General features: G+C 31.9%; 13 protein-coding genes. All 13 read left to right on the top strand.

The genetic code is table 11. The features are described from left to right. The first annotated feature begins 162 nt into the window (after window positions 1-162). The 13 genes from BTO05_RS00740 (at window position 163) to BTO05_RS00685 (ending at window position 13902) form a co-directional block, all read left to right on the top strand. A complete protein-coding gene (locus BTO05_RS00740; protein WP_087490819.1) occupies window positions 163-1353 on the top strand; it encodes a serine hydrolase domain-containing protein in 1191 nt (396 codons plus the stop codon). A 148-nt stretch (window positions 1354-1501) separates the two neighbouring features. Next, window positions 1502-2077 (top strand): Crp/Fnr family transcriptional regulator, encoded by a 576-nt coding sequence (locus BTO05_RS00735; RefSeq protein WP_087490818.1) that lies wholly within the window; start codon window positions 1502-1504, stop codon window positions 2075-2077. Between the two features lie 70 nt (window positions 2078-2147). After that, the gene (locus BTO05_RS00730; RefSeq protein ID WP_087490817.1) at window positions 2148-2777 is read left to right on the top strand and encodes a nitroreductase family protein; all 630 of its coding nucleotides are present in this window, start codon (window positions 2148-2150) and stop codon (window positions 2775-2777) included. Window positions 2778-2785: 8 nt separating this feature from the next. Then, window positions 2786-3697 (top strand): glyoxalase III HchA, encoded by a 912-nt coding sequence (gene hchA / locus BTO05_RS00725; RefSeq protein WP_087490816.1) that lies wholly within the window; start codon window positions 2786-2788, stop codon window positions 3695-3697. Window positions 3698-4088: 391 nt separating this feature from the next. Next, complete coding sequence (locus BTO05_RS00720; protein WP_087490815.1) at window positions 4089-4517, top strand: hypothetical protein; 429 nt, start codon at window positions 4089-4091, stop codon at window positions 4515-4517. A 179-nt stretch (window positions 4518-4696) separates the two neighbouring features. After that, window positions 4697-5341, top strand: coding sequence for a hypothetical protein (locus BTO05_RS00715; RefSeq protein ID WP_087490814.1), 645 nt, complete (start codon window positions 4697-4699; stop codon window positions 5339-5341). Between the two features lie 348 nt (window positions 5342-5689). Continuing rightward, window positions 5690-6418 carry a DUF6090 family protein gene (locus BTO05_RS00710; protein ID WP_087490813.1) on the top strand — a complete coding sequence of 243 codons (729 nt, stop codon included), beginning with the start codon at window positions 5690-5692 and terminating at the stop codon, window positions 6416-6418. Window positions 6419-7096: 678 nt separating this feature from the next. Further along, window positions 7097-8317, top strand: coding sequence for a toxin-antitoxin system YwqK family antitoxin (locus tag BTO05_RS00705; RefSeq protein WP_087490812.1), 1221 nt, complete (start codon window positions 7097-7099; stop codon window positions 8315-8317). 445 nt (window positions 8318-8762) lie between these two features. Then, a complete protein-coding gene (locus BTO05_RS00700) occupies window positions 8763-9221 on the top strand; it encodes a phosphate-starvation-inducible PsiE family protein (RefSeq protein WP_157662498.1) in 459 nt (152 codons plus the stop codon). A 53-nt stretch (window positions 9222-9274) separates the two neighbouring features. Beyond that, window positions 9275-9826: a porin family protein gene (locus BTO05_RS00695; RefSeq protein ID WP_087490810.1), complete on the top strand. Its 552-nt coding sequence runs from the start codon at window positions 9275-9277 to the stop codon at window positions 9824-9826. Window positions 9827-9978: 152 nt separating this feature from the next. Then, window positions 9979-11661: a mechanosensitive ion channel family protein gene (locus BTO05_RS00690; protein ID WP_087490809.1), complete on the top strand. Its 1683-nt coding sequence runs from the start codon at window positions 9979-9981 to the stop codon at window positions 11659-11661. Window positions 11662-11722: 61 nt separating this feature from the next. Further along, on the top strand, window positions 11723-11863 hold the full coding sequence (locus BTO05_RS13910; protein ID WP_157662497.1) for a hypothetical protein: 141 nt from the start codon (window positions 11723-11725) through the stop codon (window positions 11861-11863). A 44-nt stretch (window positions 11864-11907) separates the two neighbouring features. Further along, window positions 11908-13902 carry a DUF748 domain-containing protein gene (locus BTO05_RS00685; RefSeq protein WP_087490808.1) on the top strand — a complete coding sequence of 665 codons (1995 nt, stop codon included), beginning with the start codon at window positions 11908-11910 and terminating at the stop codon, window positions 13900-13902. Window positions 13903-14139 lie beyond the last annotated feature (237 nt).

The raw sequence follows: 14139 nt of genomic DNA, 5'->3' as shown, positions 1-14139 counted from the left end.
CACCTCGCCGATTTTATGTATATTTAGTCAAGTCTACGTGAACTACACACGAAACTACATACAACAGCGTGTATAGCTAATGAGGCGCAACAATGGCTTTCCATGAGGCGCGCCTCACTACGCCATACACAGTGGACGTTGTACCCAATTAAAACATAGATTATGAAAATACTCAAGATTAAGATAGAATTGCTTCCATTATTAGTTTTAATAGCGATAGTGGTTTTCGGGTGTGAATCAAAAAATAAGAGTAAAGAATCCACTGAAGGAGTGATCCCTACTTCTAAATACCTATCTGTTCAAAAAGTTATTTCAGCGGTAGCGGATTCTATTAATTTGGAAATCAATAATGGAAAATACGGACTGATTGACCGTTTTATGGTCATACAAAACGAAAAATTATTGGCAGATTTTAAATACGAGCAGGACTATGAAACCATCGCTCAAAAATTTGACACCACTAATCATCAATATAATTACAATCATCCAAATTGGCATCCTTATTACAAGAAGACTAACTTACATACACTTCAATCAGCAACCAAAACTATAACATCAATTCTTGTAGGTATAGCTTTAGATTCTAATAAAGATTTTGATATTAACACAACAGTCGCATCACTATTTGGCAATTATAATGTTCAATCTTGGGATAATAGAAAGCAAGGGATGACCATTGAAGATTTACTAACTATGAGAAGTGGACTTAAATGGAACGAGGCAGACTACACCGACCCATTAAATGATTGCGTTTTATTGGAGGAAAGTGATGAATGGGTAAAGTTTATTCTGAATAAACCTTTGGATACAATTCCAGGTACAAAGTTCAATTACAATAGTGGAGCAAGTGTCTTATTAGGTAAAATTGTTCAGGTTATAACAGGAAAGCGAATTGATAAATGGGCAGAAGAAAAACTATTTGCCCCACTTGGCATAAGCGATTATTATTGGAAAGAGACACCTGATGGTGAAATTGATACCGAAGGAGGATTGTATCTTTCGTCTGAAGATCTATCAAAGATTGGCTTATTATTTCTTAATAAAGGGAAATGGAATGAAAAATCAATTGTATCTGAAAATTGGATTACCGATTCGACTAGCCCCATAATCCAAGACACAAATCGAGGTGATAGGCGCAAGATAGGATATGGTTATCAATGGTGGATTCCAGAACATACTAATGGTAAAAGTATTATTTATTCTGCGAACGGTTTCGGTGGTCAATTTTTAATGGTAGCACCTGAATATGAATTATTAGTCATTTTTAACGGATGGAATATTAATGACAGGGCTGAAAAGTCTACTTTTAGAGTTTTACAAGACAGATTAATCCCTGCACTTAAAAATGAATAACTGGGTACAACAATGGCTATAAGTAATTGCTTGTTCTCGCCTACTTCTGAAAATCCTTGTGGATTTTCAGTTTGGTGCGTACTTGCAAAGTTAAGTGCTAACCCACGCAACTACTCATAGCCGAGACCGTTGGCGGTAATTTGAATATATGAATGAACTTTTAGATTATTTTAAAAATACGGTTACAATTTCACCTGAAATAGAAAATAAATTAAATGAAATAATCAAAGAAAAAAACTTAGTTAAAGGAGAACAAATACTTACTGATAACTCTATTAAAAAAGAACATGTATTTGTTGCAAGTGGTTGTTTGCGTTCTTTTTTCAAAACTGAAGACGGAAAAGAACACACAATACAATTTGCCATTAAGAACTGGTGGATAAGTGATTATATAACACTTTATACAGATAACAAATCTGTTGTCACCATCGAAAGCCTAACCCATTCTAAGGTTTTAATAATCGACAATTCTAAAGTTGAAAAATTTTATCAAAAATTTCCTCAATTTGAAACCATTCAGCGTAAGAATTTTGAAAAACGGATTTCTGCACTTCAAAAACGAATTTTGAGTTTGTTAGCACTATCTGCAACTGAAAAATACAATCAATTCATTAAAGAATATACCGAATTTGAAAAGATAATACCTAACTATCAAATAGCTTCGTATCTAGGCATTACTCCGCAAAGTTTAAGTAGAATTCGAAAAGAAAGAATCAAAAATTAATTTATTACCATAGGTTCATATTTGCGTTCTAAATATCATTTAGTTTTGTACGATAATTTAAAATATGACAATGAGTTTTTTAGACAAATTAAATGAACGTTATGCTACTAAAGCTATGAATGGCGAAGTAGTTCCTCAAGAAAAAATAGACAATATTTTAGAAGCTATCAGATTAGCCCCAACATCAAGCGGTTTACAACCTTTTGAAGTGTTTGTAGTTACAAATGACGACACTAAATCTAGTATCAAAGAAATCGCTTGGAATCAATCTCAAGTTACAGATTGTTCTCATTTACTAGTTTTTGCCGCTTGGGAAAATTATACCGAAGACCGTATTAATTATATGTTTGATTTAACTAACGAAATCAGAGGGTTTAAAAACGAAGGTTGGGAAAATTACCGTCAGCAATTGCTAAATGCATATCCTCAAAAAGACGCAGAAGAAAATTTTGAACATGCTGCAAGACAAACCTATATCGCCTTTATGGCAGCTATTACTCAAGCTGCATACGAGGGATTAGATAGCACACCAATGGAAGGTTTTGATCCAGATGCATTAGATAAAATTCTAGGATTGCGCGACAAAGGCTTACGAAGTACACTTTTATTGCCAATAGGCTATAAAGACGTAGATAAAGATTGGTTAGTCAACCTTGTAAAGGTTAGAAAACCTATGGATAAATTAGTAACATTTATATAAATTAAATCATGAAGAAAAAAATAATCTTAACTCTAGTAAGCATCATTTTACTAGCTTGTATTGTCTTATACTTTACATCGAGACCAACAGAAATTGAAGATGGATCTTACATTCCGTCACCATTAGCATTAAAATTGGCAATATCTCCTACTACGGATTTTGATAATACTGTTTATGAAAATAAGTATACAGGAAATAAAAAGGTCTTAATGATTTGTACAGAGCAAAAAAATATGACCATGGCTAACGGCAAACAATTCTCAACTGGAAATCATCCTGTCGAAATACTTCTACCTGTATTACATTTAAGAAATGCTGGCTTTGAAGTAGATGTTGTAACTCCTAATGGAGAATCAGTTGTCATTGAACAATGGGCAATGCCAGAAGAAGATGAACATGTAGAAGCAATATATACTGAATTCAAAAAGAAATTTGAAAACCCAGGAAACTTATCTGATTTTGTTGCTAACACTATGAATGAAAGCTCAGATTATGCTGCTATTTTTATTCCTGGAGGTCATGGAGCAATGCTTGGACTACCAGAAAACGAAGATGTGAATAAACTAATAAAATGGTCGCACAATAATGATATGTTTACACTAGCAATTTGTCATGGTCCAGCAGCATTATTAGCAGCAGGTTTAGATAGTAACAAAGATAATTATATATATAAAGGCTATAAAATCGCTTCATTTCCAGATGCTGCAGACGAACAAGGACCTATGATTGGTTATACACCAGGTCATATGCCATACAAGTATGGAGAGAAATTAAACAATTTGGGAGTTACAATCATCAACGAAGAAGCTGATAATACAGTTCATAAAGACCGAAAATTAATTACAGGAGCTAGTCCTTTAGCTGCTAATGATTTTGGAAAATTAGCTGCAACTGAATTACTTAAAGAGGTAAATAAATAAAAAACTACCGCCAACAACGTGTATAAGTAATAGCGATTTGAATCTTAATTCAAGTCGCTATTCTTTTTATATTTTGTATTTTACTTTCCGAAAAGTATGGTATATAAGCTCGCTACTACTCATACACAAACACGTTGGTATGTAATTGCCTGCGGCACGTAGAATCGCGTTTTGCAAACGCTTCCTTTCTACTAATTACATACCAACGTCCACTGTTTGTCGCACCTCGCCGATTTTATGTATATTTAGTCAAGTCTACGTGAACTACACACGAAACTACATACAACAGCGTGTATAGCTAATGAGGCGCAACAATGGCTTTCCATGAGGCGCGCCTCACTACGCCATATACAGTGGACGTTGGCAATAATTAGAACGAACAAAATTTTAAATGGAAATTACATTAGAATATTGGAATGAACTTGGAAAGCAAACACTACTGATTACTTCGTTATTAAGTGGATTTTCAATTACCGTAGTGGCGAATTTACTGGTTTCTGACAAAAATGATAAACTGAACAATCGAATTTTGAAATCAGCGACTTTATCAGCTGGATGTTTTCTTGTGAGTGTTTTTGCAATGGTAAATATTGTAATGACTACAACTCCAGGAGGATATATTAAAAATGTTTCATTGAATGACTTTCAAATTGCCAGAATTTTGGGAATGTTGACATTTATGATTGGGCTTATTTCCCTTTCTGCTATGATTGCTTTATCGGGTTGGACAAAATCAAAAAAAGTAGGACGATTTACTAGCATAATTGGAATACTAACATTGATACTGATTTTTATAACAATGACAAGAATTGGAAGCTAAATATAGTACTAGTAAATAAATATAAAAAATAACTATTGCCAACAATGGCTATAAATAATTGCTTGTTCTCGCCTACTTCTGAAAATCCTCGCGGATTTTCAGTTTGGTGTGTACTTGCAAAGTTAAGTGCTAACCCACGCAACTACTCATAGCCGAGACCGTTGTAGCCAATTTGAGAAATGAGCAATAAAGGAAAAAGACATAACAAAAGGTGGCTGATTTCACGACTTAAAACTTCTGGAAGTAAAAGACGATATGTGAATGATGGTGACTACTCGGATACCCGAAACACGAAAAAGAATAAGAATAAGAACTGGGACGAATTGCCAACCTTTGAGGGCATGGGACAAAGTTTTAAATTCTTTAATAGTAAAATAAATTATGGACTACTTATTCGATTCTTAAGAGGTAGAAATGGTTCCAATTGGAATGATGTACAAAAAGAAGTTTCGGAAAGAATACCAAGTAACTTAAGCGAGTATAAGGATTGTTTAAAATGGTTTGTTGCCGATTTAATCGAAAAACGGGAAGACGGACTTTGGGATAAAAGAGAACAGAAATATTTACACCTTAATCCCAATGAACCATATGATTATAATATACATATCCCTAAAGAGTTTTATGTTGACCCTGACTCACATGAATTAGTCAAAATTGCGGATTTTCCTTCCAATAGAAAAACCAAAGGAATGAGTAGTGAAGAATTGCGGAAATTCAGAGAGACTGAAAAGAATTTGAAATTAAAAGAAAAGCAATTCAAAATATTGGAACAGAAAAAAGTTGAACGAGATGTTAAAGTAATTTTAAAAAACAAAGAAGAATAAAAACTGTCTACAACAAGGTGTAAAAATGCATTAAAACGCATTTTACACTAAACGTTGGTGAGTAATTGCCTGCGGCACGTAGAATCGCGTTTTGCAAACGCTCCCTTTCTACTAATTACTCACCAACGTCCACTGTTAATCTCGCCTCCCAATTTTATTGTATATTTAGTCAAGTCTACGAGAACTCCTCACGAAACTACACACAACTGTATGTATAACAAATGAGACGCGATTATGGCTTCTCGTGAGGCGCGCCTCACTCGCGATACACAGTGGACGTTGTGCTTCATTAAAACCAACCACTAACCAATGATAAAATTCTTTAGGAAAATTAGACAAAACTTGCTTATGGAAAACAAAACTGGAAAGTATTTCAAATATGCAATTGGTGAAATTTTACTTGTTGTTATAGGAATTTTAATAGCTATTCAGCTTAACGATTTAAACGAAAATAGAAAAGAACAAAAGAAGGAATTATCCTTTATTAAGAAACTGCAAGAAGATATCAATTTCGATATTCGACATTTAACTAAGCAAGATTCCATTTTGGCAGGTTATCTATCCAATCAAGAAAAAATACCAGAACTATTACTTAAAGCAACATCAGTAAAAGATATTGCGAATATTGAATCGGTAATGCAATATAGTTGGAATAATATAGAAATAAATAGAAAGACGTATAATGAAATGCTCAATACTAGCGGAATATATATTATTAAGAACAAAGAATTACTAATTCATTTAAACGAGCATTATGCTTTAATAGAAAAGTATCAACAATTCATGAGAGAAATAACTGAGGACGGACGAGAGTATATGAAAAATCCCGATTTAAATACCTTCCGATTTTTGAAAAAATACTATGGAAATCCCGAATTCGATAGAAATAAAATTGACACCAGTTGGATAGGGAATTATAATTCACCTACCTATTTAGCTTTATCCAGACATTATAACCATGTGATAGGTGGTGTTAATGGAAATAAAAGAACCTATATTAAAGAAATACTTGCTAGCAGCAATGCATTGGTAAACGAAATTAAACGAGAGTTAACGATAAGAAATTACAACAATTAAATAACGAACGCACAACAATGGCTATAAGTAATTGCTCCTTCTCGCCTACTTCTGAAAATCCGCGAGGATTTTCAGTTTGGTGTGTACTTGCTAAGTTAACCGCTAAACCACGCAACTACTCATAGCCGAAACCGATGATGTACAATTCACCCAAAAGTGAACTCAAATTGCTACATCTCGTTCCTCGATTCCCGCCCTTTGAGATATGTACATCATCGCAGCGCTATGTCAAATTGCATTAGGTGTAGGCGTTAGGCATATAGCTTATTATCACTTTTACGTGCCATCGAGGAAAACTGTACATATCAGGTCGCTAAATGCAATTTGGTCTGCTCTATTGTATTTACTTTTTATCGTATCTTCGATACACAAAAACTAAATCCAAACGCAGAACTGCACATAGCGCTGCGTTGGTATGTAATTGCCTGCGGCACGTAGAATCGCGTTTTGCAAACGCTTCCTTTCTACTAATTACATACCAACGTCCACTGTTTGTCGCACCTCGCCGATTTTATGTATATTTAGTCAAGTCTACGTGAACTACACACGAAACTACATACAACAGCGTGTATAGCTAATGAGGCGCAACAATGGCTTTCCATGAGGCGCGCCTCACTACGCCATACACAGTGGACGTTGTAGCACATTTGGCAAACTAAATTTATAATTAATAAACAAATGAATTTCAAAATCATACTTATTGCAATCTTTATTAACTTCTATTCTTTTGGACAAACACCTTACATAGAATATTATGAAAATGGAAATATTAAAATAGAAAGTGCAAAAAAGGATGGGGAATTAACAGGAGAAACAAAATACTATTTCCCGTCAGGAAAACTTGAACGAGTGGTGCATTTTAACAATGGAAAAATGTCAGGATTAGGTAAGGAATATTATGAAAGTGGACAAATATCAACATTGATCAATTTAAAAAATGATTTATACCATGGTGTTTATAAAACCTACTCTAAAGAAGGAATTGTTTTATCATCAGGTAATTTTGCTAATAATTTAAAAATAGGTGAACATAAAAAATTCTATCCTAGCGGTGATTTAAAATCTGTAGATTACTTTAATGATGCAGGAAAGTTAGACGGATTAACTAAAACCTATTATGAAAATTCTCAACCAAATTTAATAGCAAACTTCAGTAATGGAGAATTAAACGGCGAAAGAAAATCGTATTACGAAAATGGACAATTAAAAAACAAGAGTACTTATCTTAATGGAAAGGCAAATGGTCCGTTTTATTCTTATTTTGAAAACGGACAATTAGAGGTAGAGACAAATTTTAATAATGATAAGTTAAATGGTAAGTATATATCTTTTAATAAAGAAGGAGGTAAAAACGTGGAGAAAGAAATTATAAATGGAGAAAGAACAGGAATTCAAATATTGTATTATAAAAGTGGGAAAATCGGGGAGAAATCATTTTATAAAAATGACAAATTAGAAGGCGAATATTTTTATTATTATGAAAACGGTCAGGTAAAAGTAAAAGCTGATATGTCTTATGGATATATATTGCTTAGAACGAGTTATTATGAAAATGGTGCTGTTAGTTCTGAATGTATTAGAGATGATGAATCTGGAGATTATAACTGGAAATATTATCATCGTAATGGTCAGATAGCTAGTATAGGATTAAAATTAGGATGGCCACAAGATGCTCAAGACGGTGAGTGGCTATATTACCATGAGAATGGTAAATTATATAAAACTGCTTTATTTAGTTATGGTGGACTAACAGATATAATTAATTGTTTTGATGGGCAAGGAAACCCATTAAATAAAGGAACTTTTATCAATGGTGAAGGCGTAGTTAATGAATACGATGTGAACGGAAAACTAATCAAAACAGTTACTTATGAAGAAGGTGTTATTGTTAAGGATTAATTATAAATTACTAATTATCAAACCAACATAATTCACATTAAGATTTTTATCTAAAAAAAACATGCTACTAAAACGTGTATAATTAATTGCTTGGTCACTGCCTACTGAGAAAATTCCTTCGGAATTTTCTCTGGCTCGTGAATGTTTGCTAAATTAGTTGCTTAAACACGCAACTAACCATACACAAGACCGTTGGTATGTAATTGCCTGCGGCACGTAGAATCGCGTTTTGCAAACGCTTCCTTTCTACTAATTACATACCAACGTCCACTGTTTGTCGCACCTCGCCGATTTTATGTATATTTAGTCAAGTCTACGTGAACTACACACGAAACTACATACAACAGCGTGTATAGCTAATGAGGCGCAACAATGGCTTTCCATGAGGCGCGCCTCACTACGCCATACACAGTGGACGTTAGCAGCAAACTTAAACATAATGAAAATGATACTTAAAATTGTAGAAAAAACAGAACGAATAATTATCATAGCTCTACTTTTTGGCTTATTAATTATCGTAGCATATACAACTATAGTCTTTTTATCACTGTTATTGGGAGGTATACTATCAGCGATTCAAGACTCTTTTTCAGAAAATAACATTATGAAACATCTACACGGTATATTTGGTGGTTTCCTTTCAGTATTAATCGGAATTGAGCTTTTACACACTATTAAAATGTACCTTAAAGAGGACGTTGTACATGTCGAAATCGTTTTACTCGTAGCTCTTATAGGAATTTCTAGACATGTTATTGATTTAGATTATAAACATCTAGAACCTCTTACTATTTTCGGAATTTCCTCACTTATTATTGCCCTTTCATTTGGTTATTTCCTTATTAAAAAAGCTGGTTACAAATTAAAGAAAAAAAAAAAAAACATTAAAGCCGTTAGGTGCTAACAATGCGTATAATTAAATAAATCGATTTATTATCTTCAACAAAAAAAATCAATATGAAAAAATTAATATTATTGACTGCTATTTTAGTAACCCACATCACGTATGCGCAAGGAGTTGATTTTGGAGTGAAATTAGGTATGAACTTTTCAAATTTAAGTGATGCTTCGGAGCTAAAAAATAAGACAGGTTTTGTTGGTGGCATTTTTGCCGGTATTAATTTCAACGATAAATCTGGTATCAGGGCTGACGCCTTATACTCAAAACAAGGTGCAAAATTAACCGGAGGAGATTTTGATTTAAATTATCTGAACATCCCTGTGGTTTACAAACACCGTCTAATCAGTAAACTCCATTTCCAAGTAGGACCTCAATTTGGTTTTGTATTAGATGAAAAAATAAAGATTACACAACCAGGTGGTGTTATTAATGATATAGATATCAATAAGTTTGATTTATCTGGCGTGGTTGGATTAGGACTAGATATTCCTTTTGGTCTTCGTCTAGAAGCGCGTTATATTTTTGGTATTTCTGATGTTAATGACAATACTAATTACAGCGGAAAAAATAAAGTTTTTTCATTATTAGTTGGTTTTACAATATTGTAGCAGTCTACTCATTTTATAGTGTTTACTAAAATGTTTGATTTTAATTTAAAAATTAATGACACCTTCTTTATGTACAAATTAAAATTAACGTTAAATAATCTATCAATCTAAATCTTGTTTTACAGAATATGATTTTATGTAATATTTAGTTTATGAGAAGAAATATATGTTGTTTGTTAATTATCACTTTAGTAAGCCATTTATTATATGGTCAAGATACAAGTTCAAAGCAAAATAGTAAACAGAATGATGTTAAAAACTCTGTACAAGAGTTAGAGAAGGTTCCTGTTATTTCTAAAAATGATACCCTTTTCTTCATTAAAAGTGTTAAAGGAAATTATCCTGCAACCGTTAGAGCGCGTGCGATAAATAAAAATCTAAAAATTCTTGCCTCCAGCTATAATAAACTCACCGATAGTTTTTATTTAAAAACTAGTCATGATTATATTGAGATTAGCTGTAATAGAAACTTGCTATTAACAGTAACTCAAGGCGATGCCATCTTAGAAGGTAAGCCTATAGAAATACTTGCCAAATTAAGGAAACAAAATATTAAAGAACATTTTGAAAAAAATTCAATTATTAGTAACATAGAATGGTTCAAACGTATTGGTTCATTTCTACTATGCTTATTGGCGTTGTATGGCATTGTTAGGCTGATTAATCTTTTGTTTTCAAAAATTAATAAGCGGCTATCTAAAATTGAACGTCATTTTTTAAATCGTAATGGAAGTTTATTAAGGTATTTCATTCCAGGAAATTCAAATAATATTTTTGTTTTTTTAATGAACGTATTACGAATAGGATTAATTATTTTTCTTCTATTCATAGGAACTCCTTTTATGTTTAGTTTTTTTCCATTCTCTGAGAAGTTGGTTCAGAAATTTTATATATACATAGAAGAACCCGTGATTTATATATTTAATGGTATTATCGATTTTATACCGTCACTATTTTTTATTATTATCATTGGAATTACAGCGCGCTATTTTGCAAGAGTGCTTAACGTCATTACCACTGATATAGAAAGAGAGAAATTACAATTACACAACTTTCATAAAGATTGGGCTAAGCCTACTGGTAAATTACTTACCATTTTTATTTATGCTTTTGCGCTTGTTTTAATATTTCCATATTTACCGGGATCAGGTTCATCTGCGTTTCAAGGTGTTTCAATATTTATTGGCGCCATTATCTCATTTGGATCTACATCTGCCATCGCCAATATTATCGCAGGCATAGTCATCACTTATATGCGTCCTTTTCAGATAGGTGATCGTGTAAAAATTGATAACCTTGTTGGTGATATCATTAATAAAACTATTTTAGTGACCCATTTGAGAACTACAAAAAACGAAGATGTAACCATTCCTAACGCCAATATACTTGTCGGTAATATTATTAATTATTCTAGTCCTGAAACAGGAAATTTAATCGTACACACTACTATTACTTTAGGTTATGATGTACCCTGGGAGACCGCAAATGACTTACTATTAAAAGCTGCAAATCGTGCTCCACTTTTATTTAAAGATCCTGCACCATTCGTGTTACAAACCAGTCTTGATGATTTTTATGTGTCGTATGAGCTTAATGCATATACTGAAGCATATAAAAAAACACCCTTTATCTACTCAGAAATTCATAAGTATATTTTGGATGTTTTTGACGAGGCAGGTATAGAGATATTGTCCCCAGGATATACAGCTGCTAGAGATGGGAGTGTGACCACAGTACCTAGTCATTTAAATTCTGAAACCAAGAGTCCAATATCAAAGCTTATAGATCATCTTACTGGAAGTAATCAGCCAAATATTACCAATAAAAAAAACTAGTGGTTTTGTGATATTTTATTGAAACAAACAAATCAGTATCGGGAAGTTAAATTCTATCTAAATGAACAGAAAAATAAAAATTCTGATTGGATTTACATCAGTCCTCATAATCATAATGCTTATATCTCCAACATTAATTAAAAACTATCTTGTAAATAATAGTAAAGAATTAATTGGACGAAAATTAATGTGGGTAGTCTAAAGTATAATTACTTTACAAGCACTATCAAAGTGTATGATTTCAAAATGTATGAAAATAACGATACCGATTTATTTTCTTCGTTAGATACCTTAATCCTCAATCTAGAACCGTTGCAATTAATAAAAGATAAAATAGAAATAGAACAATTTTATGCAAAAGGATTAAGACTTAAAGCAATAATGAAAAATAGCAGCTTTAATTTTGACGATTTAACAGCATTTTACAAAAAACCAAAGGACTCTGTTAGTAAAGAATTAACCAAACCTCTTAAATACAATATATCCAATATTGAACTAAAAGATGCCCATTTTATTTTTGATGACAAAAACATTGATAAAGAAACCCATATTAACGATTTATCATTTACTATACCCAAGATCGTTTGGGACCAACAGAAAAAAAGTAATGCTGATATTGCATTTAAATTTAATAACGGTGGTTACTTTCAATCGTTATTTAACATCAATCCAATTAATGGTGCATTTGATGCTGAGATTACCCTTAATGATTTGTCATTACAGTCATTTTACGAATACATCGCTGAATATGCAGAATTAAATAACTTTAAAGGCTTATTAAGTTCAAATATAAAAATAGAAGGCAATACAAATGAAATCAAAAAGTCATTAGTTTCAGGAGACTTTAATGTTAATAATTTTGAGATGATTGACGCTAGTAATCGCCTATTTTTATCTGCAAAAGATATCAATACCCAAATACAATCTCTTGATTATTACAACAAAAATTATATTTTTGATTTTATAAGTATCGAAAACTCCTATACTTTTTTTGAATTAGATTCACTTTCAAATAATTTCTTTCGAATTTTTAAAATTGATCAAACAGAAAAAGAAAGCTCCCTTCCAGCTAGCTTTGACAGTATTCAAAAACAGTCTAATACAAATCTTAGGTATGCCGTAAATAAGTTTAATTTAAATAATGGTGTTTTAGACTACACTGATAATTTAACAGGAGAACCTTTTAATTATAATTTAAGTGCAATTAAAATTGACTCAGACAGTATTACTAATTCAAGCGAATGGTTAGATATTTATGCAACAATGTTACTTAATGAGCGAGGAACTTTAAAATCTGAAATTGGTATTGATCCCAATAATTTTTTGAATTCAACTTTAGATATTGCGGTAGAAAACTTTTTATTAGAAGATCTGAATATTTACACGAATTATTATATGGGGCACAGGATTTTAAAAGGCGATATGTACTACTTTTCAAAATCAAAATTAACAAATGGTAACATTGAGAGTAGAAATAAGCTTATTATTAAAAACGCATCTTTAGAGAATTCTAAAGGAGGCTTGTATGACTTACCGTTAAAGTTTGCCTTCTTTTTACTCACAGATAAAAATGGTGATGTTGAATTAGATATACCTGTCAAAGGCGATTTAAAGGATCCAAGCACGAATCTTGGTCCCATTATTTGGAAAACTTTCAAGAATGTTATTGGAAAAACAGTAGCAGCACCCGTTAACTTTTTAGTTGGTCTAGTTGGAGGAGATCCAAAAGAGTTAGAAGAATTAAATTTTAAATACACCGATACTCTATTATCTAAAAAGCACAAAAGACAGCTGTCTAAATTATTAAATTTAGAACGTAAAAAAGATTCACTTAAAATTACAATGACATATTACGTGGATTCAACTTTATTAAAAGAAGCGCTTGAAGCCGAATATATTGGATCACAATATAATAAAGAGACTCAGAAAGATTACATTAAGGATGAAAAGGACTTTTATGTTTATTTACAAAATAAGGTTGGTAACGATTCCTTGACTATCAAGCAAACTTTAAGAACTCTGACTAAAGACAAACCCATTGATAGTATGGTTGTACTAAGAGGAGAGCATCTAATAAAACAAATAAATACTTTTATAAAACAAGAATATCCAATTAGTAATATTCAGTTAAAACAAGGAAAATCAGAAGCACCTGAAAATTCTGGTTCCTATCCTAGGTTTTTAATCACTTATGGTTTGTTGGGAGAGGGCGATCAGACTGAAATTTTTATTGATAATTAAAGGAGTATCCTTTTTGTTTTTTTAATAAAATTTTACATTTTAAACTATTTATAACACTTAGATTTAAGACGCATAATAAAAATAAAATACCGTTATAAATTACTTCAATTATGGTATTTAACTAAGACAGTACGTTACAAATAAAATAAAATAGAAAAATAATGATAATAGACTATTATAAATTTTAACTTTAGTAAGTTTTTGGATCACAATATAGATACTATTTATTTTATATAT

It is taken from the genome of Winogradskyella sp. PC-19, from assembly GCF_002163855.1.
Taxonomy (GTDB): Bacteria; Bacteroidota; Bacteroidia; order Flavobacteriales; family Flavobacteriaceae; genus Winogradskyella.
The sequence above is the reverse complement of the archived record's forward strand: the minus strand, read 5'-3'. Positions and strand labels throughout refer to the sequence as shown.